The sequence below is a fragment of the Motilimonas sp. E26 genome, assembly GCF_021278025.1.
Classification (GTDB): domain Bacteria; phylum Pseudomonadota; class Gammaproteobacteria; order Enterobacterales; family CBDFNC01; genus Motilimonas.
In genome coordinates, this window is the sequence record NZ_JAIBHJ010000028.1 from 1 (window position 1) to 22577 (window position 22577).

Annotated in this window: 26 protein-coding genes and 1 riboswitch; of the genes, 7 read left to right on the forward strand and 19 right to left on the reverse strand. The window is 43.1% G+C overall.

Translation table 11 applies throughout. From position 1 onward, the window contains the following. Nucleotides 1–81: 81 nt before the first annotated feature. Nucleotides 82–738, reverse strand: coding sequence for a hypothetical protein (locus K1M91_RS17750; RefSeq protein ID WP_232803599.1), 657 nt, complete (start codon nucleotides 736–738; stop codon nucleotides 82–84). Nucleotides 739–843: 105 nt separating this feature from the next. Continuing rightward, on the reverse strand, nucleotides 844–1245 hold the full coding sequence (locus tag K1M91_RS17755; RefSeq protein ID WP_232803600.1) for a hypothetical protein: 402 nt from the start codon (nucleotides 1243–1245) through the stop codon (nucleotides 844–846). A 482-nt stretch (nucleotides 1246–1727) separates the two neighbouring features. On the opposite strand from K1M91_RS17755, the gene K1M91_RS17760 reads away from it, so the two are divergent. Then, nucleotides 1728–2678 (forward strand): IS110 family transposase, encoded by a 951-nt coding sequence (locus tag K1M91_RS17760; RefSeq protein WP_232803601.1) that lies wholly within the window; start codon nucleotides 1728–1730, stop codon nucleotides 2676–2678. 34 nt (nucleotides 2679–2712) lie between these two features. Here the strand turns inward: K1M91_RS17760 and K1M91_RS17765 are convergent, their stop codons facing one another. Then, nucleotides 2713–3183, reverse strand: a complete 471-nt coding sequence (locus K1M91_RS17765; protein ID WP_232803602.1) for an NUDIX domain-containing protein — start codon at nucleotides 3181–3183, stop codon at nucleotides 2713–2715. Between the two features lie 76 nt (nucleotides 3184–3259). After that, complete coding sequence (locus K1M91_RS17770) at nucleotides 3260–3622, reverse strand: hypothetical protein (RefSeq protein ID WP_232803603.1); 363 nt, start codon at nucleotides 3620–3622, stop codon at nucleotides 3260–3262. 955 nt (nucleotides 3623–4577) lie between these two features. Between K1M91_RS17770 and K1M91_RS17775 the strand changes: the two genes are divergently transcribed. Beyond that, entirely contained in the window at nucleotides 4578–5900 is a 1323-nt protein-coding gene (locus K1M91_RS17775) for a Na+/H+ antiporter family protein (protein WP_232803604.1), read from the forward strand. An 81-nt stretch (nucleotides 5901–5981) separates the two neighbouring features. Here the strand turns inward: K1M91_RS17775 and K1M91_RS17780 are convergent, their stop codons facing one another. After that, nucleotides 5982–6329, reverse strand: coding sequence for a Grx4 family monothiol glutaredoxin (locus K1M91_RS17780; protein WP_232803605.1), 348 nt, complete (start codon nucleotides 6327–6329; stop codon nucleotides 5982–5984). 233 nt (nucleotides 6330–6562) lie between these two features. On the opposite strand from K1M91_RS17780, the gene sodB reads away from it, so the two are divergent. Further along, the gene (gene sodB / locus K1M91_RS17785; RefSeq protein ID WP_232803606.1) at nucleotides 6563–7144 is read left to right on the forward strand and encodes a superoxide dismutase [Fe]; all 582 of its coding nucleotides are present in this window, start codon (nucleotides 6563–6565) and stop codon (nucleotides 7142–7144) included. Nucleotides 7145–7356: 212 nt separating this feature from the next. Beyond that, complete coding sequence (locus tag K1M91_RS17790; RefSeq protein WP_232803607.1) at nucleotides 7357–9093, forward strand: lysophospholipid acyltransferase family protein; 1737 nt, start codon at nucleotides 7357–7359, stop codon at nucleotides 9091–9093. Nucleotides 9094–9208: 115 nt separating this feature from the next. On the opposite strand, the gene K1M91_RS17795 is transcribed toward K1M91_RS17790, so the two are convergent. The 3 genes from K1M91_RS17795 to K1M91_RS17805 form a co-directional block, all read right to left on the reverse strand. Continuing rightward, on the reverse strand, nucleotides 9209–9487 hold the full coding sequence (locus K1M91_RS17795) for a SelT/SelW/SelH family protein (protein WP_348983278.1): 279 nt from the start codon (nucleotides 9485–9487) through the stop codon (nucleotides 9209–9211). A 9-nt stretch (nucleotides 9488–9496) separates the two neighbouring features. Next, entirely contained in the window at nucleotides 9497–10150 is a 654-nt protein-coding gene (gene folE / locus K1M91_RS17800; protein ID WP_232803609.1) for a GTP cyclohydrolase I FolE, read from the reverse strand. A gap of 61 nt (nucleotides 10151–10211) precedes the next feature. Continuing rightward, nucleotides 10212–10376 carry a hypothetical protein gene (locus K1M91_RS17805; protein ID WP_232803610.1) on the reverse strand — a complete coding sequence of 55 codons (165 nt, stop codon included), beginning with the start codon at nucleotides 10374–10376 and terminating at the stop codon, nucleotides 10212–10214. A gap of 132 nt (nucleotides 10377–10508) precedes the next feature. Between K1M91_RS17805 and moeA the strand changes: the two genes are divergently transcribed. After that, nucleotides 10509–11741 carry a molybdopterin molybdotransferase MoeA gene (moeA, locus tag K1M91_RS17810; RefSeq protein WP_232803611.1) on the forward strand — a complete coding sequence of 411 codons (1233 nt, stop codon included), beginning with the start codon at nucleotides 10509–10511 and terminating at the stop codon, nucleotides 11739–11741. A 46-nt stretch (nucleotides 11742–11787) separates the two neighbouring features. On the opposite strand, the gene moaE is transcribed toward moeA, so the two are convergent. The 11 genes from moaE to moaA all read right to left on the reverse strand — a co-directional run bounded on the left by moaE (nucleotide 11788) and on the right by moaA (nucleotide 19962). Beyond that, on the reverse strand, nucleotides 11788–12234 hold the full coding sequence (gene moaE, locus K1M91_RS17815; protein WP_232803612.1) for a molybdopterin synthase catalytic subunit MoaE: 447 nt from the start codon (nucleotides 12232–12234) through the stop codon (nucleotides 11788–11790). A gap of 11 nt (nucleotides 12235–12245) precedes the next feature. Then, complete coding sequence (gene moaD / locus K1M91_RS17820) at nucleotides 12246–12494, reverse strand: molybdopterin converting factor subunit 1 (protein ID WP_232803613.1); 249 nt, start codon at nucleotides 12492–12494, stop codon at nucleotides 12246–12248. Beyond that, nucleotides 12487–12969: a cyclic pyranopterin monophosphate synthase MoaC gene (gene moaC, locus K1M91_RS17825; protein WP_232803614.1), complete on the reverse strand. Its 483-nt coding sequence runs from the start codon at nucleotides 12967–12969 to the stop codon at nucleotides 12487–12489. Before moaC ends, moaD begins: the two co-directional genes overlap by 8 nt. Before the next feature lie 16 nt (nucleotides 12970–12985). Beyond that, nucleotides 12986–13498 (reverse strand): molybdenum cofactor biosynthesis protein B, encoded by a 513-nt coding sequence (gene moaB, locus K1M91_RS17830; RefSeq protein ID WP_232803615.1) that lies wholly within the window; start codon nucleotides 13496–13498, stop codon nucleotides 12986–12988. A gap of 122 nt (nucleotides 13499–13620) precedes the next feature. Further along, a complete protein-coding gene (locus K1M91_RS17835; RefSeq protein WP_232803616.1) occupies nucleotides 13621–14205 on the reverse strand; it encodes a molybdenum cofactor guanylyltransferase in 585 nt (194 codons plus the stop codon). 39 nt (nucleotides 14206–14244) lie between these two features. Further along, complete coding sequence (locus K1M91_RS17840) at nucleotides 14245–14820, reverse strand: NapC/NirT family cytochrome c (RefSeq protein ID WP_232803646.1); 576 nt, start codon at nucleotides 14818–14820, stop codon at nucleotides 14245–14247. A gap of 48 nt (nucleotides 14821–14868) precedes the next feature. Then, on the reverse strand, nucleotides 14869–15360 hold the full coding sequence (locus K1M91_RS17845) for a nitrate reductase cytochrome c-type subunit (protein WP_232803617.1): 492 nt from the start codon (nucleotides 15358–15360) through the stop codon (nucleotides 14869–14871). Nucleotides 15361–15385: 25 nt separating this feature from the next. Further along, nucleotides 15386–17878 carry a nitrate reductase catalytic subunit NapA gene (gene napA, locus K1M91_RS17850; RefSeq protein ID WP_232803618.1) on the reverse strand — a complete coding sequence of 831 codons (2493 nt, stop codon included), beginning with the start codon at nucleotides 17876–17878 and terminating at the stop codon, nucleotides 15386–15388. Next, nucleotides 17875–18180 (reverse strand): chaperone NapD, encoded by a 306-nt coding sequence (locus K1M91_RS17855; RefSeq protein ID WP_232803619.1) that lies wholly within the window; start codon nucleotides 18178–18180, stop codon nucleotides 17875–17877. Before K1M91_RS17855 ends, napA begins: the two co-directional genes overlap by 4 nt. Then, the gene (gene napF, locus K1M91_RS17860; protein WP_232803620.1) at nucleotides 18177–18662 is read right to left on the reverse strand and encodes a ferredoxin-type protein NapF; all 486 of its coding nucleotides are present in this window, start codon (nucleotides 18660–18662) and stop codon (nucleotides 18177–18179) included. The genes K1M91_RS17855 and napF overlap by 4 nt, the downstream gene beginning before the upstream one ends. A gap of 319 nt (nucleotides 18663–18981) precedes the next feature. Then, the gene (gene moaA / locus K1M91_RS17865; protein WP_232803621.1) at nucleotides 18982–19962 is read right to left on the reverse strand and encodes a GTP 3',8-cyclase MoaA; all 981 of its coding nucleotides are present in this window, start codon (nucleotides 19960–19962) and stop codon (nucleotides 18982–18984) included. Continuing rightward, a riboswitch (molybdenum cofactor riboswitch) is annotated at nucleotides 19950–20086 on the reverse strand. It overlaps the preceding gene by 13 nt. A 95-nt stretch (nucleotides 20087–20181) precedes the next feature. Between moaA and narQ the strand changes: the two genes are divergently transcribed. Together narQ and narL are read left to right on the forward strand one after the other, a co-directional pair. Then, nucleotides 20182–21918 (forward strand): nitrate/nitrite two-component system sensor histidine kinase NarQ, encoded by a 1737-nt coding sequence (gene narQ, locus K1M91_RS17870; RefSeq protein WP_232803622.1) that lies wholly within the window; start codon nucleotides 20182–20184, stop codon nucleotides 21916–21918. Continuing rightward, nucleotides 21905–22543, forward strand: coding sequence for a two-component system response regulator NarL (gene narL, locus K1M91_RS17875; RefSeq protein WP_232803623.1), 639 nt, complete (start codon nucleotides 21905–21907; stop codon nucleotides 22541–22543). Before narQ ends, narL begins: the two co-directional genes overlap by 14 nt. The last annotated feature ends 34 nt before the right edge of the window (nucleotides 22544–22577 follow it).

A 22577-nucleotide genomic window follows, 5' to 3' on the forward strand; every position in this document is an offset into this window, starting at 1 on the left:
TTGACTTGAATTTGGCTGCTAACGCAGCCAAAGAAATAGCTAGTACCTATTGACGGCCGGGAGGCTCATATGTGTTAAATTTCACTGAACATACCCAATTTCAGCATTTTTAGCATACTTTATTAAACGTGAGTCGGTTACCGAACTCTTTTTGATATAATTTCTCACTATCTTTGATGCGTTTTCGAAATATCCGTGCAAGTGACCTAACCCATGCAATCCGCTTTCAATGCACGCCACGTTTGATAACGTTAATGAGTATTCCATTACTTCTGCAACTGCTCTGTATATTTCATCTTTGCTACTGCTCTGCTCGCAATAGGTAAGAGGCGTAGTATCCCAAACCATATAACAAAAATGATTAAGCTCATTTCCTTCTTCTGACAAGTGCCCCAGCGACGGCACACAGCGCTCATTTAGACATTTCTTAAAAAACACTTTTAGAGCAAGAATAACTGAAACCTTCTCCTCAACTGGAATTTTACCATCGCGTATAACGAACGAAATATCCGAGCAACTATTGTTGAAAATATAATCAACACCCTTGCCAAGTTGCCAGTCGGAATACTGCGCTATATCTGATTCGTAGTTTTCGAGCATTCGACGGACAAAGAGAATCACTTCTGATTCAGTAAGGCGAGGCTCCTCTAATTCATAGTCAAAACGCCAATCTTCTTGTGATTCTTCTCGATCGAACAGGAATTTCAAAAATTTTTGGTATTTATCTTCCATAGACATTTAACGCTTGCCGTAAACGGCACAAAATAGCAGGCTAAAATTGGCGACGAAGGAGCACAAGCCTGCTGTTTTGTGTCCTTGGTTTAACGGCCTTGTTAGCAGTACTTACCACCATTTATCAAGCTGTTTAGTTTTATTGTAAACTTCAGTTAACTCAATGGAGAAACTTTTTGCTCTGAGTGAGAATTCACCAACTCCTAAAGTATCTTTAGACTGAATTATCGTGAGTAGTTCTGAATGTGTCTTGGTAAATGATATTATTGGATTCTCACTCATATCCTTTAACGTAACAGAGCCAGAGTCCTGCTCTATCAACTGAGATATTGACTCTTCAAATCGATCCCACTCTTCACACTCAAACCAGCATTCTTTAAGCGTAAAGTTAATTTTTTGGTATGGCATATCCCATGACACAACAATGTCAAATGCAATTGATGGTAAGTGGTCTTCGACACCAGAAATATCAAGTTGTAGTTCAAGTTCATTGTTACGTATTAAGTTGAACATACTTACCCTGTACTGCTAACGAGACTGTAGAATAACTCCAACAGCCAGATTTGACTAAAAAACGGGGCCCTGCAATCAATCCTAAGCGCTTTTAAAACAAAAGGTAATGCATTTTGAACCCATAAAACAGGCTATATTTCTTAAAAAAGAGAAATTCTACAGCCTCAACGCCGCATTAAGCGGACAAAAATAGTGGGTTAAAATGTGTAGCGAAGCGAAACGTAACCCACTGTTTTTGTTCCGTTTAAATGCCTTGTATGGATAATTAACCCACCTAATTGACCCTTTACATCCAGTTTCGGGTAATGTGAGACCCAGGCGTTAGCTGCAACTAACGCTTTCCTTGTCGTAGTTCGATTAAATGATGGCTCCTCCATTGAGAGACCGATAACAAGAACGAACGCGACAAAGGACTCCAAGCAAAATACTCGAATAGTCTACTGGGTCTCTAACCCGCATTTGCAAGCAAGAGTTAGCTTATTATGAATTCTAAAACTAATCAAAATATTACCATCGGCGTCGATACAGGCAAGTTTCAACTCGATATTTATATTCGTCCCCTCGACATCTATTTCACTGTTGCCAATAATGAAAAAGGCATTAAAGAGGCTGTCAAAACCATTAAAAAACACCAACCCAATCGCATCGTTATTGAAGCCACAGGTCGCCTTGAAATGCCATTTATTGTGGCTTGCGCCGAAGCCCATTTACCGTTTGTTATCGCCAACCCCATTCACATTAAACGCTTTGCTGGCGCCATTGGCCAAAAAGCAAAAACTGACAAACTAGACGCTCAACTCATCGCGCATTATGGTGAGGCCATTCAACCAGCACTATCAACCTTAAAGCCCGCCGTTATGCAGTCTATGAGCGATTTGGTCGCAAGAAGAAATCAACTACTGGTAATGCAAACCATGGAGAAAAACCGTCTTCAAATTCTCCCTAAAGCGCTCGCTGTGACCATCAAACCCATCTTAACCGTGTTCAAAAATCAAATTGTAAAGATAGAGGCAAACATAGTAAAACTCATTGAGTCTTGCCCAGAATATCAGGCCAAAAACACCATCCTGCAAAGCATGAAAGGCATTGGTAAAATTGCCGCGGCATCCATCATCAGCAACCTGCCAGAGCTAGGCTATATCAGCAACAAAGAAGCCAGTTCATTAGTCGGGGTCGCCCCCATGAATAAGGAAAGTGGTCGCTATAAAGGACAACGAAAAATACAAGGTGGACGACATCAAGTGCGAACCGTTTTATACATGGCAATGATGTCTGCTATTCAATCAAACCCTGTTTTTAAAGCAACGTACCAACGCCTTGTGGCGGCCGGAAAACCGAAGAAAGTAGCCATCATCGCTTGTATCAGGAAGATGGTTATCACGCTCAATTCGATGTTAAGAGACGGTGTTATGTGGGAAGCGCCAAAAGTTTAAAAATAACGATTGACGCCATAGTCTCTTGTTAGCTTTATTTTATAAGTGAATCGGATATTTCATTAAATAGTACTTCAAGAGGATAAGGAAGTGCGAGTTGTGGCATTGATTCTTTAGAAAAATATTTTAAAGAAACAGTTTCACTGTCGAGAGGCTCGCTACTTGTTTCTTCACTAACTTTCTCACACAACATCAATATAATGGTGTATTCAACTTGATGGCCATTAGGGTATGTATAAGAAAACTCTTTGCCACCAAAAACACCTAAAACTTTAGTTGGTTTTACCATTAAGCCCGTTTCTTCTCGAACTTCCCTTATAATTGCCTCTCTAGGGGATTCACCAGGATCGATCATACCAGCAGGAAGGCTCCAAGGTTCATTACTTTTTTCTTGAAGAATTATTTCATTCTTATCGTTGAAAATGACAGCTGCAACACTTGGAATCATTAAAGTGGAGTTACCGATTTTACTACGGATATTCTTAATGTAATCATTTGAACTCATATTACCACCGGTAAGCTAACGCCCCAATATGCCGCCGAAACGAGCGCAGCGAGTTGAGGTCGGAATAATTGGTTTGTTAGCAGTTTTTGGTGATTTCATTGAACACCTGCTCGTTAAGAATTAGAGGAGCCATAAAATCACGAACATACTTTTCCTTTTGACTTTGATCTGAATCCGCCCACCACTCAGATTCTTTTATATGCTTGTGTAGTAACTGTGTTTCTATACGAGAATCATCAGCCTCTTGCCACTTTATCCAATCCGCAGCTTGCTTTTCATTGCTTGCAGCTACCAATTGATCAAACACTTTAAATGCCAAGCTGCCCGTATAGGGCGACCCTTGAGCCTCACGCAAACATGAATTTTGATCAAATTTAACGGCCATTAAGGACTTATGTAAAGCCAACAATTCCCAATAGTTTTCTATTTCAATATTCATACTTGATTGTCTGCTAACGCCCACTTAATCGGACTAAAACAGTGGGTTAAAATGTGTAGCGAAGCGAAACCTAACTCACTGTTTTAGTACGATTAAGTGCTTATTAGCTGGTTATAAGCATGCGATTTAAGCCGTAAAATAACATACTGTGGAACATGCCAACTAAGCCCATTACAAACGTAGTTGGTATTGCAAACATAAACACATAAAAAGCTATATCATTAAAACTAGCCCCCATTAAAGCAGAGCCTGCAGCCATAACTTTTGACGATATTGTAAAAGTAAAAAATACACAGCTAAAAATGATGCCCCATTTAAAGCCGTCGAAGGCATACAATTTTAATGATGCTTTACCACTTAACAGAAGTTCACTTAATACATAACTTCGCCAAAACACCAAACAACTTATAGGCAATAAAACAAATATCAAAGACAACAATACACCTTGCCAGTTGCTTGAAATTAGCAAACCAACAATCAGCCAAATAGTAAAAGAACTGATACTATTTATTGTGGAGATTCCAAATTTGCTCACGGTTACCTCGACCAGCTAACAGCTTCTTAGATCCCATAATGGGGTGATAAAACGCCCCCAAAACGGCGTCTAAAACATATCCACAATATTTACATCCTTTTTATCTATAGTAAACAATCAATTATCGGCTTCGTAGGGCCTTCGCTGTTATATTCCGACAAAACGGCAACGAATAATGTTATGCGACAACTGTAAACTCATAACAGCCCAAGCCCAAGTAAATCCTAACTAACCCTAACCTCTAGCGACAACAACCACCCACTCCCACCATAAAAACACTTGAGAATAGTCAACTATTGCATAATAAATCAAAATCCCTGTGTTTTTATCTGTTAATATGCCCACCGCTAGCAAAGTAGCCGTAGAGCGACAGCGCTAACTTCTTTCGAACAAACACAACAAACACAAGGACATCTACTAATGAATGCGGTTGTTATCGCTGTCAGCTTAATGCTGATACTCAGTTTACTTAGGATCAACGTAGTAATATCCCTTACCTTAAGCGCCATTGTTGGCGGCTTGGTGGGTGGGCTTTCTATTGAGGAAACCATTAGCGCTTTTAATGGTGGTTTAGGCGGCGGCGCAACCATTGCCTTAAGCTATGCCATGCTTGGCGCGTTTGCGGTGGCTATTTCTCGCTCAGGCATTACCGACCTACTGGCGCAAAAAGTGATTAATACCTTTGGCGGTACCACCACCAGCAATAATATTTTTTGGTTTAAAACCGTGTTGTTCTCCGCTATTTTGTTGGTGTCTATCAGCTCGCAAAACTTAGTGCCGGTGCATATTGCGTTCATTCCTATTTTGATCCCGCCTTTGCTCCATGTGATGGCGCAGTTTAATATTGACCGCCGCGCGGTGGCTTGTGTGATCACTTTAGGTTTAACCGCCACTTACATGTTATTACCGGTGGGATTTGGCGGCATTTTCTTAAACAATATTTTGCTTGCTAATCTAACCAGTAACGGCTTAACCGCAGAGGCATCAGATTTACCGCTGGCGATGGCATTACCGGTAGCAGGCATGGTATTAGGCTTATTAGTAGCCTTGTTCGTGTCTTATCGTAAACCCCGTGAATATTCGCTGGAAAAAATTCTAGCCGCTGAGCCAGAAAACAAAACTTTTAAACCGGGCCATATTGGGGTCGCGCTGGTTGCCATTGTAACAGCACTTACCCTGCAGCTTTATGCCGATTCGATCATTCTCGGTGCGCTCGCTGGCTTTACTATTTTTACCTTAGGCGGCGTGATCCGCTTTAAAGAAACCCAAGATGCCTTTACTCAAGGTGTGCGCATGATGGCGATGATCGGCTTTATTATGATTGCAGCTGCAGGCTTTGCAGCAGTAATTAAGGCCACCAGCGGCGTGGAAACATTAGTAAGCTCTATTGGTTCAATGATTGGCGAAAATAAAGGCTTAGCGGCAATGCTGATGTTAATTGTTGGCTTATTGATCACCATGGGCATTGGCTCATCATTCTCAACTATTCCCATTATCGCGACCATTTATGTGCCTTTGTGCATTCAGTTTGGCTTTTCGCCAATGGCCACTATGGCATTAGTGGGTACCGCCGCTGCTCTCGGTGATGCAGGCTCACCCGCATCTGACTCAACCTTAGGCCCAACCTCAGGTTTAAATGCCGACGGCCAACACGATCATATTTGGGATACCGTGGTACCCACCTTTATTCACTATAATATTCCACTTCTGGTCTTTGGTTGGATTGCTGCCATGATCCTGTAATGCTCCATTAAATCAGGCATAAAATTAAGACATAAAAAAAGGTATCCAGTTAGGATACCTTTATATTTGCGCTTTAAACCATTATGCGTCAGCGGCTTCGCCTTCAGGAGCTGCTTTAGCCGCAGCTTCTTTAATAAGGGGCTGTAGCTCACCTTGTTGAAACATTTCTAGAATAATGTCACAACCACCCACTAGCTCACCTTCAACCCAAAGTTGTGGGAAAGTAGGCCAGTTTGCGTATTTTGGTAACTCAGCACGAATGTCTGGGTTTTGTAAAATATCAACGTAAGCAAATTGCTCACCACACTGCATCAGTGCTTGAGATGCTTGCGCGGAAAAGCCACAGCTTGGAAATTTCGGGGAGCCTTTCATGTACAACAAGATGGTGTTTTCACTGATTTGGCTTTTGATCTTTTCTAAGGTTTCCATACTATCCTCACACTGCATAATTTTTATATAGTCTACCCTAAAGGCGCACCACAAAAAATCGTAAATTAAATAGGGTCTTTGTTTCAACCCACCTGATAATACGTATTCTAAAGAAAAGCCCACTAGGCGTCACGTTGATCTAGATCAATGTCGCAAAAAAGGCTAAAGTGTTTGCGTAAAATTCAACAACCTCTGATACAAAACAGAGGGATAACGAGCAATGGAGAATAAAAATGGCTTTTGAACTTCCAGCACTTCCTTATGCACAAGATGCATTAGAACCACATATTTCTGCTGAAACGTTGTCTTACCACTACGGTAAGCATCACCAAACTTACGTAACTAAGCTAAATGGCCTAGTTGAAGGTACAGAGCTTGCTAACAAATCTCTAGAAGAGATCGTTAAAACTTCTGAAGGTGGTGTTTTTAATAACGCTGCTCAAGTTTGGAACCACACGTTCTACTGGAACTGTTTAAGCCCTAACGGTGGCGGTCAACCAACTGGCGCACTAGCTGCCGCAATTGATGCAAGCTTTGGTTCTTTCGAAAAATTCCAAGCTGAGCTAAACGACAAAGCAGTAAACAACTTTGGTTCTTCATGGACTTGGTTAGTTAAAAATGCTGACGGTAGCCTAGCTATCGTAAACACGTCTAATGCAGCAACGCCGCTAACAGACGCAAGTGTTACTCCAATCCTAACTGTGGATCTTTGGGAGCACGCTTACTACATCGATTACCGTAACGTTCGTCCTGATTACCTAAAAGGTTTCTGGGCATTGGTTAACTGGGAATTTGCTGCAGCAAACTTCGCTTAATCAAACGCGATACCATCGAACACATACCCAGCCTAGCTGGGTATTTTTTTATCCTTTAATTAACACGTTTTTCGCAAACGTCTGCATCGTCACCTTTACGACACATTTCTGCCAACGCACTGTCACATATCCAGCTTATTTTTGAGCTATTGAGCTCCTAGATGACAACACCTTTTCAGGGCTCAAGCCAGCCTAACTGTTAAGGATGATCTATGTTTTCAGTCGACCAAGTGGTAAACCAACATTTTCCTCAAATTACTGATAAGCCTTGGCTACGTAAGCCAGTGACTTATTTTTTACGCCGCTTATTACACGAGAAGGAATTTATTGAATTTGGTCAACTCTACCCGCACCTCACTGGTTTTGACTTTGTTGAGAAGGTATTAGACTACTTCGACTTTAGCTATCGCACTACCGAACGAGAAATAGAGCGGATCCCTGTAACCGGCAAAGTGGTGATTGTTGCTAACCACCCTATTGGCTCACTCGATGGCTTAGCATTATTGCAATTTATCCACCGCATTCGCCCCGATGTAAAAGTGGTTGCCAATGAGCTATTAATGTCGATTAAGCCACTGCAACCCACGCTGCTGCCGGTGAACAACATGAACGGCTTAACGGTGAAGGAAAACCTGCAAAACATCCATAATCATTTACAACAAGACGGCGCGTTAATTATTTTTCCAGCAGGGGAAGTGTCACGCCTGCGCCCAACTGGTATTAAAGACATAAAATGGAATAGCGGTTTTTTACGCATGGCCAGTCGCGCCCAAGCGCCTATCCTGCCTATTCATATTCAAGCGCGTAATTCCGCACTGTTTTATGGCACGTCAATGCTGTACAAGCCGCTGGCAACCTTATTACTGGTAAAAGAAATGTTTAAGCAAAATGCTAATACGGTAAAAATGACCGTAGGCAAGATGGTGCCTTATGACAGCTACCAAGGGGATCAAATATCCACTAGCGCCAAAGTTAAGTTACTGCAAAAGCAAACCTATCGACTTGCTAAAGGCAAAAATGGCTATTTTAGAACCGAAACCCCGATAGCTCATCCCGAACCACGAATAGCCTTAAAGCAAGCGGTTGAGCGCTGTGAAAAATTAGGCACAACCCCCGACAACAAACATATTTATTTATACAAACACAGCGACAGCTCACCAGTGCTGCGCGAATTAGGTCGCTTACGTGAGGTTTCATTTCGCGCCGTGGGCGAAGGCACGGGAACCAAGCGCGATATTGACCATTATGATAGCCATTACCTGCATTTAATCTTATGGGATGCTGACGAGTTAGAAATAGCCGGTGCTTATCGCTTTGCCAAGGCGGCAGAAATTATCAAAGCGCAAGGCGACGATGGCTTGTACAGTCAATCATTGTTTCACTATGGTGAAGTAATGAAGCCCTACCTCGTTCAAGGCCTTGAGCTAGGACGCAGCTTTGTCCAGCCTAAATATTGGGGTCGCCGTAGCTTAGATTATCTCTGGCTCGGTATCGGCGCGTTTATTGCCAAACATCCACAATATCGTTACCTATTTGGCCCTGTTAGTATCAGTGACAGCTTGCCAAAAAATGCCAAAGACTTATTAATCTACTTTTACCAATTATATTTCTCGGCAGAGTCAGGTATGGCAACTGCTAAAGTGCCATACCAAGTGCCTGAAAATTTATTGACCAGCTTAAGCGTTGAGTTTGTCGGCAATGATTACAAACAAGACTTTATTACCCTCAAAGCCGTGTTAGACAACATGGGCACCGCCATCCCAACTTTATACAAACAATACAGTGAAGTATGCGATCCCGGCGGCGTAAAGTTTTTAGACTTTGGCGTCGATCCAGATTTTAATAACTGTATTGATGGCTTAGTGTTAGTGGATTTAGCGCAGCTAAAAGCCAATAAACGCCAGCGTTACATCAACGCGCACTTACCTGAGCCTGCAGAAGTGAATTGATTATTTCCCCGAGTGGCAATGACCGCAGCTCGGGGAGATCCTACCTCGCCCCCGGTTCTGTTTAAGCCAACCCTAACCCGATAGAATTTGCTTGACGGTAAAATTTCGTTTCGGGTTATCTATCGCTGTGGCCCAAATCTCGCTCCGGGAATAGCACATCACGCACGCGCTGCTTCAAAATTTTGGCTTCAGGGAAACCTTCATCCCGCACTCGGCACCAAATCAGCTGATCATTAACATAAATTTTAAACTCGCCTTTTTCGGCTGGCGCTAATGCCACTTCACCGAGATCGTCAGCAAAGGTCGATAACAGCTCTTGCGACATCCAGCTAGCTCTCAGTAACCAGCGACATAAAGTGCAATAGCGGATCACCACTCGTGGTTTAACTGTCACGTCATTCATTTAGCGAATACCTTGCAAAAATTCCTGACGGGTTTCAGGTTTAGATTTAAAATTGCCACCTAAGGACGTAGTGCGAGTATGACTTGATTCATCTTGTACGCCGCGCGCTTTAACACAGTAATGCACCGCATCAATAGAAACGGCAACATTGTCTGTTTCTAACAATGCTTGTAAAGCGCATAAAATTTGCTGGGTTAGCCGCTCTTGTACTTGCGGGCGACGGGCAAAAAAGCGCACGATGCGGTTAATTTTAGACAGGCCAATCACTTTCGTTTTGGGGATATAAGCCACCGTGGCGCGGCCATCGATAGTGACAAAGTGATGCTCACAGGTACTGGTTAATGAAATGTCAGACACTTGCACCATTTCATCAACTTTCATCTTATTTTCGATAACGGTGATTTTGGGAAAGTTTTCGTAATCTAAGCCAGAAAATATCTCGTCAATGTACATTTTTGCAATACGACGCGGCGTTTCGGCCAAGCTGTCATCGCCTAAATCCAGCCCCATCAATGCCATTATGTCGCCAAAGTGTTGCTCTATTTTCTGTTTTTTATCACTGTTACTTAACCCATTTTCAACCACTGGGGTTTCTAAACCTCGGCTAATTAACGCATCGCGAACCACTAACGCCGCTTGGTTTGTGACAGACATCCATTTTATCCTTTAGCAAATATATCGGCATAAATAGAGGTTTTTTGCCGCAATTGCAACATCAACTGCCCGGTAATTGGCTAAAAACATCTTCCAGTAGATTGTCTAAATACGCATCTAAGTCTTGTTTGGATTGATTGATGTCGCTTTTTTCATCCTCAATCCCTTTAGTGGTCTGAGCTTTTGCCACTTGCTCTGGAGTTTGCGGGGCTAATTTAACTGTCATGCACATTACCTCTAAGGTAAGTAATGACTTAAGTATAGCCAGACATTTCACTTTTTATTGTTCTTAAGCTTATTCTTAGGGGCATTCAATAGCATAATGAGAGTCAATCGACATAAACAGAAGGAGCACCAGATGGGATGTTGTGATACCCCCGGCCTAAAACCCATAGCAGATGCATTAACGCAAATGTTAGACGCGGTTGAACCTTGTTGCGAGCAAATAACACAGCCGATCCAATCAGCCATTGGCTTTACCCTTGCACAAGCCGTTATTTCACAGGTATATGTTCCGCCATTTAATAATTCAGCAATGGACGGATATGCATTCAGAGCGGCCGACTTAAACAATAATACTGAGCTCACTCTAGTCGGAAAGTCATTTGCGGGAGCGCCGTTTAGAGGCGATATCCCCAAAGGAGGCTGTATTCGAATCATGACTGGGGCACCTTTACCTGAGGATGCTGATAGCGTTGAAATGCAAGAAAATACACAAATAAATGGCTCATTCATTCAATTTCAAGCCAATGTTCGCCAAGGACAAAATGTTCGTTTGCGCGGCGAAGACATCACTGCTGGCCAGCGTATATTCGAGGCAGGACACACTTTACGTAGCCGCGACATTCCTTTGCTCGCTTCCCTTGGTATTGCAAAAGTGAATGTGTACCAACCCCTTAAAGTAGCTATTTTTTCTACCGGCGACGAATTGAAGCATGTGGATCAAGCCCTTAAAGAGGGACAAATTTATGACAGTAACCGTTACTGCCTTAATGCTATTTTAAGCAAAATGAATGTCGAGGTGATTGATTTTGGTATTATTGCTGATGATCCAGCCCTGCTTAAAGACACGTTTCTTCAAGCTAACCAACAAGCAGATGTAGTGATCACCAGCGGCGGTGTGTCGGTTGGTGAAGCAGATTACACCAAAGACATACTCGAGCAGTTGGGTGAAATTGGTTTTTGGAAACTCGCTATCAAACCTGGTAAACCTTTTGCGTTTGGTAAACTCAGTGACAGTGTCTTTTTTGGTCTACCTGGCAACCCAGTTTCAGCGCTAGTGACCTTAACGCAACTAGCATTACCCACCATGGCAAAAATGGCAGGGGCGAAACCAACACAAGCCCTGCGCCTTCCGGCTATCACCACTCATGGCTTTAAAAAAGTACCTGGACGTACTGATTTTCAGCGCGGTATTTACCAAGTTAATGACGATGGAAAACTAACTGTGAGCAGCACAGGTGGCCAAGGCTCTGGTGTATTTAGTGGCATGAGCCAGGCGAACTGCTTTGTCATACTAGAGCAAGCGCGCGGCAATGTAGCTGCGGGGGAAACCGTCACCATTGAAGTATTTAGTGATTATTTAAACTAACTTAAACCATCAGGGGCTTGAGAGCCCCTAGCAATTTCAATCCCAGTTAGCGCTGCCAACGCTTAGCAGCAGCCATATCTTTGTCATTGGCATCAAGCCAGAGCTCTCCTGACTCGGTATGTTCTTTTTTCCAAAATGGCGCCTGTGTTTTTAGAAAATCCATGATAAATTCACAAGCAGCAAAAGCCTGACCACGATGTTGGCTACTTACCCCAACAAATACAATTTGCTGATTAAGGCCCAAAGTGCCCACACGGTGGATCAAGGTAACATCAATTAAATCCCAGCGCTGTTTTGCTTGCTGCACTATTTTACGCAAGCTTTTTTCCGTCATCTCTGGGTAATGCTCTAAATGTAAGGCTGTGACTTTTTTGGCAAGGTTCATTTCCCGAACAAGACCGACAAAAGTCACTATCGCACCGGCTTCCGATTTACTCGCCAGCAGCTTATATTCATGGTTAATGTCAAAATCTTGCGTTTGTACTCGTATCATACTCCTCCCCTTTAACCACCTGTCACCGGTGGGAAAAAGGCAACTTCATCGCCGGCTTTAACGGCACTGGTTAAGCGCGCCATATCATGATTAATTGCCACCAATAATGGCCCTTGGCTTAACTCCCCTTTCCAGCTAGGGTGATGACGATATAACGTCTGCAATACATCCTCTACCGTCTCAATGCCCTTAGTATCGAGTTGGATACTTTCAATGCCTAAGCTTTCACGTAATTTGGCAAAAAACACAACATTAATCATATTTTCCCTTAAAGTGTCCAGACTTTCCGCCCTGCTTTTCAAGTAAACGCGTTTGCGAAATCACCATGTCTTTTTGCACGGCCTTACACATATCATAGATGGTTAATGCTGCAATGGAAGCCGCCGTTAACGCTTCCATTTCAACGCCTGTTTTACCTGATAACTTACACAACGCTTGCACTCGTACCCGATTCAGTTCTGGCTCAGGAATAATCTCCACTTCAACTTTGGTTAACGCCAATGGATGACATAAGGGGATCAAGTCAGCGGTTTTCTTGGCCGCCATGATCCCAGCAATCCTTGCAGTGGCAAACACATCGCCTTTATGATGCTGCCCAGATAAAATAAGCGCTAGGGTATCGGCCGACATGTCAATATAGCTTTCTGCAATGGCTTGGCGTTGTGTTACCGATTTTTCAGTAACATCTACCATATGTGCATCACCCTGTTGGTTAATATGGGTAAAATCTGTCATTGATGCTTTCACGACACTAAACGCCAATATGGGGCATGAAATTACACGGCTTAGAGCGTGAGTCTAACTGCGAGGCAAGAATTTTGGTCCAAGCGGTCTTACAGGCATTAGTCGAGCCCGGCATGCAGAAAATAACAGTGCGATTAGCAAAACCACCCAGAGCACGACTTTGTATGGTGGAAGTGCCAATTTCTTCAAAGGACACATGACGAAATAACTCGCCGAAACCTTCAATTTGCTTATCGAACAAGATGGACACGGCTTCTGGTGTGGTATCGCGTGCAGTAAAACCAGTGCCACCAGTGATCAAAATAACACTGATCGCTTCATCTGCAATCCACTCAGACACCACCGCGCGAATTTTATATTTATCATCAATGACAATTTCTTTCGCCATCAAGTTATGACCTGCCGTTTTTAATGCATCAACTAAGTAAGCCCCAGAAGTATCATTTTCTTCGGTGCGAGTATCAGACACGGTAAGTACTGCAATATTGGCAGCTTCAAAGGTTTTTTCTGCGTGACCCATGTAATTTTCCTTGATAAACAGGGCTTAATGCCCTCAATTAAGAACTCTATAAGTGTGGTTTACTTCAATCAAAACGGGATAAGAATACAGACCATGCCTACCGATAAGGCTCCGCGTTGAGGCTAGGTAAACGGTTCACTGGATTGTGTAAGTTGTCGCCATTGCGTCGGCGTATTTGCATTTCCTAACCGCTCTCTTTGTTGCGGGTTTGGCGTTATCTTTTTGCAGTTTACGCGTTTAAGCAATTGATATAAAGAGCGCTTTTTAGGGTCGTCTTGATTAAACATTTCTCCCAAACAATCTTCTAGCGCTTGATTCAATGGTAATAGCAATGGAAATAAGGCATCACTATAGTAAGCTCCGTGCTGATCCGAGCCCTCAACAAGGGCGAGAATCTCAGCTTTAGAAAGTAAAGGCATATCAACAGGAAAAATGAGTAAGGCGCCATTAGCAGCTGCTGCATATTTAAACGCCGATTCAATACCAGCTAAAGGGCCTGTATTTGGGTGCAAATCAGGTAAGCACGAAACCCCCTGATATTGACCGCTAACTTTTACTTCTCTAAATCCCATATGTTGGACTAACTCAACACAGTGCTGCAGCTGGGTTTTACCCTCTCGCATCAGTAGGGCTTTATCTTGCCCCATACGACTTGAGCAACCTCCCGCGAGAATGATCACGCTGATGTCTGAACATGGCCACTGCATAGTTAACCTCTTAGTTTTATAAAATAAAAAGCTAAGCCGTTAATGCCAACCCTCTACACCTGTCATATCGGGTAATTTATGAGCGATACCTTTATGACAATCGATACAGGTTTTATCGCCATTAGCAAGGGCTGTTGAGTGCATTTTCACGCTCCGCTGACCTTGCTCTGAAAAATCCATAAAGGCAAATTCATGGCAATTACGACACTCCTGCGAGTTGTTCTTTTTCATTCGGGCCCATTCACGATCGGCCAAATGACGACGACGTTGATAGAACTTCTCTGGCGTATCAATAGTGCCCATGGCAAAAGCCACCAGCTCTTTACTGGCTTGAACCTTACGGATCATCTTATCTGTCCAATTATGCGGTACGTGACAATCAGAGCAAATAGCCCGTACACCAGAGCGGTTTGAATAGTGAATTGTCTCTTTAATCTCTTCAACAATCGGTGCGTGACAGCTAGAACAAAATGCTTCGGTATTCGTCGCTTCCATCCCAGTATTGAAGCCGCCCCAAAAAATGATACCGCCAAAAAAACCTAAAAAGAGAATGAAGCCTAATGATGCCGAACTAGGCGAGCGCATCAGCAACCAGATATGACTTAACCATGCCATTAATTTTTTAAACATAATACCCCCTATCAACGTTGTAATGATTGACCACTATTTAAGGGCATCCACAGGTTTAAAATTATTTTTAACCAAAGGCTTGGCATCGGCTTGTGGCACATGACATTGCAAACAGAAATACCGCCTTGGTGATACATCAGACAAGGTCATCCCTTCCCGCGTTTCAAAATGGGTCGGGCTGATTTTGGTTGCACCCGACTCAGGTGCATTTTTCCAGCTATGGCAGGACAGGCACTTATTGGCATTAAGGTCGACTTCGTAGTGTCGAATTGAATGTGGGATCACAGGCGGCTGGTGCACATATTGACGACTAATCGGGTCACGATCGGTAATAACTTTCTTTAATTCTTCTGGCTGCTGTTGCGTGTTGAGCTCAACGTTGCCTCGTAACGAAGTGATACCACCATTATTGGTTACTACAGTTTCGGCTTGTTGAGCGTCAGTTTCAGCGCTAACTAAGGCCGTTGCACTTAACAAAGCACTGGCGCCAATAATACATAATGCCGCTATTGTTTGTTTTCTCATATTTTACTCTCCACCTTAAGCTTGATTAGGCTTTAACAATTTTGACCGCGCACTTTTTATAATCCGTCTCTTTTGATAACGGATCGGTGGCGTCTAGCGTTAATTTATTAGTCAACTGCTTGGCATCAAACCAAGGCATGAAGACTAAGCCTTCGGGTGGGCGATTACGGCCGCGGGTTTCCACACGAGAGCGCAATTCACCGCGGCGCGAACTCACTATAATTTCATCACCACGACGTAAATTGCGTTTTTCTGCATCGTTGGGATGCATAAAGATCACCGCATCAGGAAAGGCGCGATACAACTCAGGTACGCGACGTGTCATTGAGCCTGAATGCCAATGCTCTAATACACGACCTGTGCTTAACCATAGGTCAAACTCTTGATCTGGCGCTTCCGCAGCTGGCTCAAATGGCGTGGCAATAATAAACGCCTTACCATCAGGTTTACCGTAAAAATCAACCCCCTTACCTTTGCCGACATAAGGGTCATAACCTTCACGGTAACGCCACAAGGTTTCTTTGCCATCCACCACGGGCCAGCGTAAACCATGAGCTTGGTGATACATATCAAATGGCGCTAAATCATGACCATGACCTCGACCAAACGCTGCATATTCTTCAAACAATCCTTTTTGGACATAGAAACCAAAATGGCGAGCTTCGTCGTTTAAACGTGCTTCTGGCACTTCATCTAAACCAAATTTATCAACATTGCCGTTACGATATAAAATATCGTATAAGGTCTTACCTCGCAGTTCCGGCTGCTTTGCAATCAACGCTTGCGGCCACACTTCTTCCACTTTAAAACGTTTAGAAAACTCCATTAATTGCCACAGATCCGATTTAGCGTCGCCCGGAGCCTCCACCTGTTGATGCCAAAACTGGGTACGACGCTCAGCATTGCCGTAGGCTCCTTCTTTTTCGACCCACATCGCCGTAGGCAAAATCAGATCAGAGGCTTGCGCGGTAACCGTTGGATAAGGGTCGCTGCAAACAATAAAATTTTCTGGATTTCGATAGCCGGGCAACCCTTCTTCATTCATGTTAGGCGCGGCCTGCATATTGTTATTACACATCACCCAATAAGCATTTAACTTACCGTCTTTTAACATGCGATTTTGCAGCACCGCGTGATAGCCAGGTTGCGCAGGAATGGTGCCTTCAGGCAGTTTCCAAATTTTTTCCGCAGTGGCACGATGCTTAGGGTTAGTAACAACTAAATCAGCCGGCAAACGATGTGCAAACGTGCCAACCTCACGCGCAGTGCCACAGGCAGAAGGTTGACCCGTTAGTGAGAATGGACTGTTGCCCGGCTCTGAAATCTTACCTGTCAATAAATGTATGTTATAGACCGAGTTATTCGCCCAAACACCACGCGTGTGCTGGTTAAAACCCATGGTCCAAAATGAAGTTACTTTTTGATTTGGGTCAGCATAGGATTGTGCCAAAGCTTCTAGCTTTTCAGCGGGTACGCCAGAAAGTTCCACCGCCTTTTCTAGGGTATATTCGGACAAAAAGCGTTTGTATTCTTCAAATGTCATGTCAGACATGGCACCACTGTCTGGATTTTTCGCGGCTTGCTGCAAAGGGTGTTCGGGCCGTAAACCATAGCCTATATCGGTGGTGCCGCGCTTAAATACCGTGTGTTTATTTACAAAATCCCAATTTACTTTATCTTTTTGAATGATGTAGTTAGCAATATAATTGAGAATTGCGAGATCAGACTGAGGAGTAAAAACCATACCGTTATCAGCCAGTTCAAAACTACGGTGTTGAAAAGTGGACAATACATGGACTTTAACGTGAGGATTGGCTAATCGGCGGTCGGTTAGGCGCGACCATAAGATGGGATGCATCTCCGCCATATTAGAGCCCCACAATACAAACGTGTCGGCCGCCTCTAAATCATCATAACAGCCCATGGGTTCATCAATGCCAAAAGTGCGCATAAAACCGACCACAGCGGAGGCCATGCAGTGGCGTGCGTTGGGATCGATATTGTTGGACAAAAAGCCCGCTTTCATTAATTTCGCGGCGGCGTAACCTTCCCAAACCGTCCATTGACCAGAGCCAAACATCCCCACAGATGTTGGCCCCTTATCTTTAATTGCTTGTTTGAACTTGTCCGCCATGACATCAAAAGCCTGATCCCAACTAACAGGCGTAAAATCCCCATTTTTGTGGTATTTTCCCGCTTTCATCCGCAACAGTGGCGTTGTTAATCGGTCATTACCGTACATTATCTTGGATAAAAAATAGCCTTTAATACAGTTTAGTCCTTTGTTAACTTCAGAGTCTGGGTCTCCTTGAGTTGCTACGACTCGCCCCTCTTGGGTCCCCACCATGACACTGCAGCCTGTACCGCAAAACCGACAAGGCGCTTTTTCCCATTTTATTTTGGTGGCATCTTTACTGGCGATCAAATTAGTTGCTGAGACAGGTAATGCAATGCCAGCAACGGCGGCAGCAGAAGCTGCAGCATTAGCTTTTACAAACGCGCGTCTGGTTAGTTTCATAGTTTGTTGTCCTCACATTGCACATCTAATTTTTCAAATTGGTGGTACACCATAGAGGCGTTGATAACACCTGCTATGTTGTTTAACTTTTCAACTGTTTCTAATATGTGGTTTTTACCAACACTCTCTATTACCACCACCAGCTTGCCACCTTCTTGGGCATATATTTCGGCTTCTTTAAGCTGTTCAATATCAGCAACAACCTGAGCCACTCGCTCAGGGTTACAGTGAACAACTAGACTAGAAATGTGGCATTCTTGTGGCTGCATGTATTCTTTACTCACTGGTTGTTTTTGATTCATTTCATGTGTTCAGCCACTGTAATCGCACTGACAGGACAAGGCGCAACACAAGCGCCACAGCCACTACAATTGGCTAAATCAATTTCAGGTGTTGCACTGAGGCCGGGCTTAAAACTAATGGCTTGTTGATCGCAATGCTCGCTGCAACTGCGGCAGTAGACTTGTTGATTAGCAAGACAAGTTTCTTGAATAGTGGCGCTGAGTTGCCAAGGTGAACGCTGCGATAAATCGAATAAAGGCTCAGGACACGCAATGGCGCACTGTTGGCAAAAAGTGCATTCACCACGAGAGAAATCAATGGTTGGAAACCCGCCATCACCTTTAACAATTACCTTCGTTTCGCAAGCATCCACACACTTACCGCAGCGGGTACAATCATCGATAAATACCCGACTTTTATCTAACCAAGGCAACTCGGTTAGTGATGCACCTTGGCCGCGTAAAAAGCGTCGTTTAAGTTGATCTGGTTGGTTCGCCATCATTGTTAATCTCGTCGGTCATCCAACCAATTAAACCCGCCTCCTAAAAACATGACAAAAAATAGGGTTTAATTAGCATTAAAGATGAATGTAGACCTTGATGGGCTAACTCGATATACCTAGCAGGGGGTAAAAAGATAGTGGAGTTGTGCTAGATCAATAACTGAGTACGACTTAGCTCACATTAATGGGAACAATTTTGAAGGTTAATGATGGCATACCAATAGGTATAAAAAGATATCGCGATACTAAACAATATAATATGTTGCTGATTTAATACGGCCATATAATGAAAAGTGACAGACTCAGGCTAGAAACAACATTACCCGCCAATTGAGGCAAGATGAACAGTACCACCTAGCTCTCCTTGCTGCAGAAAATGGCTGGCTCGTTTGGTTTTAAGGGCTTCCATTAACCTTTGTTGCAATGCCTCGCTATGCTCACTTGTTTGCAATAAATCGCGGAGTTCCGTCCCTTGCTCGCCAAATAAACACAAATGTAAACGCCCTAAAGATGACACTCTTAGACGATTACAGCTATCGCAAAAATGCGATTCGTAAGGCATGATCAAACCAATTTCGCCGCTGTAATCAGAATGGCAAAAAACGCGCGCGGGCCCGTCAGTGGCCTGACGCACCTTTTCGACCCAGCCTTGGTTAATTAATTGTTTCATGATCACCGAGCCAGAGATATGATGGGCTTGAAATAAAGCGTGATTATCACCCGTCTGCATTAATTCAATAAATCGCAACTGAATATTTCGCGGCTTGATCCAAGCTAAGAAGGTGTCTAATTCATGAGCATTTAGCCCTTTCATTAACACTGTATTGACTTTAACTTGGCTAAAACCCGCTGCAAATGCCGCATCGATACCGGCCATCACTCTAGTGAGTAGATTCTCACCGGTAATTTGATGAAACATATTGGCATCCAGACTATCCATACTGACATTAATGGCATCTAAACCCGCAGCTTTCCAATCAGCAACCGATTTCGCCATACGAAAGCCATTGGTTGTGGTGGCTACTTTTTCGATGCCTTGCGTATTTTTAACCGTTTCTATAATGTCTGCGAAATCACGACGCAGTGAGGGCTCACCACCAGTGATCCGCACTTTCTTGGTGCCTAGCTGGGCAAATCCTTGAACCAAATTGCTAATTTCTACCAAGCTAAGAAACTGTTTCTTATGCTCACGGTGATAGCCATTGGGCAAGCAATAGGTACATTTAAAATTACAGACATCTGTAACCGACAGCCGCAAGTATTCAAACTTACGCTGAAATTGATCAACAAGTTTTGACATAAACGCCTTTCCAAATTCGGGAGGCTAAACCATTTCTGCTTTAACCCTTCTCAGTACATAACTGAAGCGGTCTTATCATCGTATCTTCGACTTAGACGAAAAAGACTCGGTGTTCATTTATAATTGGGTATAACAGATATTGGCGCTAGTTCCCAGCAAACTGACTAGGAATTGCGTAAAATAGGCCTTATCACCCGACTTTCTATCCATAAAGTGATAATGAAAATTCGTCAGTTTAACCAATCTGCAACGTCGACATTACGCCAAGCATTAATTTTTATTTTTGGCCTTTCACTGCTTCAAGCCATGCTAACCCTGAGTGTAGAAAGCACCAATTTGAAAGATGCTAATATGGTCAACGTTGCTGGCTCACTGCGAATGCAAAGTTATCGCATCGCTCATGCCCTAACGACCCCCCACAGCACCATTGAACCTAAAATAGTGGAATTTGAAACCTCCCTATTTGGCGCTGCTCTCGCTGGTTTAAATACTTGGTATTATCCTGATGAAGTATCCCATCATTATTATCAAGTGGTGCTGCAGTGGCAAAAAATGCGCCAGTTACTAGAAGCGAATAAAGCACAAACCTACCATGACAATTTAATCAGCTTTGTTGCTCAGATCGATACCTTTGTACTTACATTGCAAAACTACTCTGAGAATAAAGTTCGCTTTCTTTTTATTGCCCAAAGTATCGGTTTAGTCGTCATTCTTTTAATATGTTCATACTTAATGGGCTTTATGCGACAGCGTATTGTTAAACCGTTACATCAACTGATGGCCGCCACCAAACAGATTAAAAACCGTCAGTTTGATGTCAATTTCCCGCAGTCAAAAGATCAAGAAATTGGCACACTTACACAAGCATTCCACCATATGGCCGAAGAGTTAAAACAACTCTACCTAGAGATGGAAGGTAAAGTTAATCTGAAAACACAAGAGCTGGCCAAAGCCAACCAAACTGTCAGCTTCTTATACAATATTTCGCAGCAGCTTAATGTCGCCGAGCTGACCGAGAAAGATATTATCCAAGTATTGGATCAATTGGTTTACCAACAACTGCTCAAATCAGCGCGATTATGCTTTGCTGTTAAACAAGGAGCTTATCGGACCCTTTATAGTAACTCCGCTTGGGATCATGACAATTTGGCAGTCACTTGCTTAGAGATTAATCCATCGTCACAAAGCCAAAGTAATTCAGTGCAGTTACAAGTCCAAAAAAATGCTCATGTTGATATGATAGTACTTGAAAGCTTTGCTTTTTTACTCGGGCAAGCATTAAAACAGCAAGACATCATGCTGCAAAGTCAACGAATGGCATTAATGGAAGAAAGAGGGGTTATTGCTCGAGAGCTGCACGACTCAATAGCACAATCGCTGTCTTTTTTAAGGATCCAGTGCACCCTTTTAAAGCGCCAAATTAACTTAGAGCCTAATTTAACTGCTGCGCTTACTATTACCAATGAAATCGATCTAGGCGTTGCCAACGCCTATAAACAGCTACGAGAATTACTCAGCACTTTTCGCCTTAAAGTCGGCGAGGCTGATCTGTCGGCCGCTTTAACTACCATGCTCGAGCAACTCAAACCGCAAACGCCTGCTACGATTTCATTAAGTTATGAAATCAACGATTACCATCTTAATGCTGGACAATACATTCACATCTTACAAATCATTCGAGAAGCCGTACTAAATAGCATCAAGCATGCTAATGCGAGTCAAATATCTGTAAACTGTGTTTATGATAATACCCACCATATTTTAATAAAAGTCTGTGACAATGGACACGGATTGCCAGAAGTAACTGAAAAACAAAATCATTATGGACTAAACATAATGAAAGAGCGGGCAACTAAGTTGCAAGGTCAACTCAGTATTGCCAATACAGCAGAGGGCGTTTGTGTTTTATTGCACTTTCCCATAACTAAAACCGAGTACTCATATGGAAGCAAATAAACTTTCCGTTATCGTTGTTGACGATCACCCTTTAATGCGTAAGGGCATTGTTCAATTGTTGTCTTTAGATCCTGACATTCTAGTCACGGGCGAAGCCAGCAATGGCACCCAAGCAATTGCGATGATAAAACAACATGAGCCGGACCTTATCTTACTCGATCTTAATATGAAGGGAATGTCAGGGCTTGAAACTCTCAAAGCACTGCGCGAAGAAGGTATCGACTCTCGGATCATCATACTTACAGTATCAGATGCCAAACAAGATGTAATTGCCTTGGTTAATCAAGGTGCCGATGGCTATTTATTGAAGGATACTGAGCCAGAGGATTTGCTTGTTCAATTAAAGTTGGCCGCCACTGGTGCGCAAGTGTTCAGTGAAGGGATCACTGAATACCTCAGTTGCCTAGAAGAAGACAACAACTACCAAGCCAAGGTGGATTCACTGACCAAAAGAGAATTACAAATACTACAACAAATAGCAAAAGGACAAAGTAACAAAGAAATTGCGGATCAATTACATATTTCAGAAGGAACGGTAAAGGTTCATGTAAAAAGCTTATTGAAAAAATGCGAGGCTAAATCACGAGTTGAAGCGGCAGTCATGTACTTAGAAATACAGCACTAAATAATGATTTCATATAGTTACCTCACCTTTATCA

Excerpts from the sequence above, each read along its gene's own strand:
- K1M91_RS17750 (WP_232803599.1), bottom strand. The coding sequence starts at position 738 with ATGTCTATGGAAGATAAATACCAAAAATTTTTGAAATTCCTGTTCGAT.
- K1M91_RS17755 (WP_232803600.1), bottom strand. The coding sequence starts at position 1,245 with ATGTTCAACTTAATACGTAACAATGAACTTGAACTACAACTTGATATT.
- K1M91_RS17760 (WP_232803601.1), top strand. The coding sequence starts at position 1,728 with ATGAATTCTAAAACTAATCAAAATATTACCATCGGCGTCGATACAGGC.
- K1M91_RS17765 (WP_232803602.1), bottom strand. The coding sequence starts at position 3,183 with ATGAGTTCAAATGATTACATTAAGAATATCCGTAGTAAAATCGGTAAC.
- K1M91_RS17770 (WP_232803603.1), bottom strand. The coding sequence starts at position 3,622 with ATGAATATTGAAATAGAAAACTATTGGGAATTGTTGGCTTTACATAAG.
- K1M91_RS17775 (WP_232803604.1), top strand. The coding sequence starts at position 4,578 with ATGAATGCGGTTGTTATCGCTGTCAGCTTAATGCTGATACTCAGTTTA.
- K1M91_RS17780 (WP_232803605.1), bottom strand. The coding sequence starts at position 6,329 with ATGGAAACCTTAGAAAAGATCAAAAGCCAAATCAGTGAAAACACCATC.
- sodB (WP_232803606.1), top strand. The coding sequence starts at position 6,563 with ATGGCTTTTGAACTTCCAGCACTTCCTTATGCACAAGATGCATTAGAA.
- K1M91_RS17790 (WP_232803607.1), top strand. The coding sequence starts at position 7,357 with ATGTTTTCAGTCGACCAAGTGGTAAACCAACATTTTCCTCAAATTACT.
- folE (WP_232803609.1), bottom strand. The coding sequence starts at position 10,150 with ATGTCTGTCACAAACCAAGCGGCGTTAGTGGTTCGCGATGCGTTAATT.
- K1M91_RS17805 (WP_232803610.1), bottom strand. The coding sequence starts at position 10,376 with ATGACAGTTAAATTAGCCCCGCAAACTCCAGAGCAAGTGGCAAAAGCT.
- moeA (WP_232803611.1), top strand. The coding sequence starts at position 10,509 with ATGGGATGTTGTGATACCCCCGGCCTAAAACCCATAGCAGATGCATTA.
- moaE (WP_232803612.1), bottom strand. The coding sequence starts at position 12,234 with ATGATACGAGTACAAACGCAAGATTTTGACATTAACCATGAATATAAG.
- moaD (WP_232803613.1), bottom strand. The coding sequence starts at position 12,494 with ATGATTAATGTTGTGTTTTTTGCCAAATTACGTGAAAGCTTAGGCATT.
- moaC (WP_232803614.1), bottom strand. The coding sequence starts at position 12,969 with ATGACAGATTTTACCCATATTAACCAACAGGGTGATGCACATATGGTA.
- moaB (WP_232803615.1), bottom strand. The coding sequence starts at position 13,498 with ATGGGTCACGCAGAAAAAACCTTTGAAGCTGCCAATATTGCAGTACTT.
- K1M91_RS17835 (WP_232803616.1), bottom strand. The coding sequence starts at position 14,205 with ATGCAGTGGCCATGTTCAGACATCAGCGTGATCATTCTCGCGGGAGGT.
- K1M91_RS17840 (WP_232803646.1), bottom strand. The coding sequence starts at position 14,820 with ATGGCATGGTTAAGTCATATCTGGTTGCTGATGCGCTCGCCTAGTTCG.
- K1M91_RS17845 (WP_232803617.1), bottom strand. The coding sequence starts at position 15,360 with ATGAGAAAACAAACAATAGCGGCATTATGTATTATTGGCGCCAGTGCT.
- napA (WP_232803618.1), bottom strand. The coding sequence starts at position 17,878 with ATGAAACTAACCAGACGCGCGTTTGTAAAAGCTAATGCTGCAGCTTCT.
- K1M91_RS17855 (WP_232803619.1), bottom strand. The coding sequence starts at position 18,180 with ATGAATCAAAAACAACCAGTGAGTAAAGAATACATGCAGCCACAAGAA.
- napF (WP_232803620.1), bottom strand. The coding sequence starts at position 18,662 with ATGATGGCGAACCAACCAGATCAACTTAAACGACGCTTTTTACGCGGC.
- moaA (WP_232803621.1), bottom strand. The coding sequence starts at position 19,962 with ATGTCAAAACTTGTTGATCAATTTCAGCGTAAGTTTGAATACTTGCGG.
- narQ (WP_232803622.1), top strand. The coding sequence starts at position 20,182 with ATGAAAATTCGTCAGTTTAACCAATCTGCAACGTCGACATTACGCCAA.
- narL (WP_232803623.1), top strand. The coding sequence starts at position 21,905 with ATGGAAGCAAATAAACTTTCCGTTATCGTTGTTGACGATCACCCTTTA.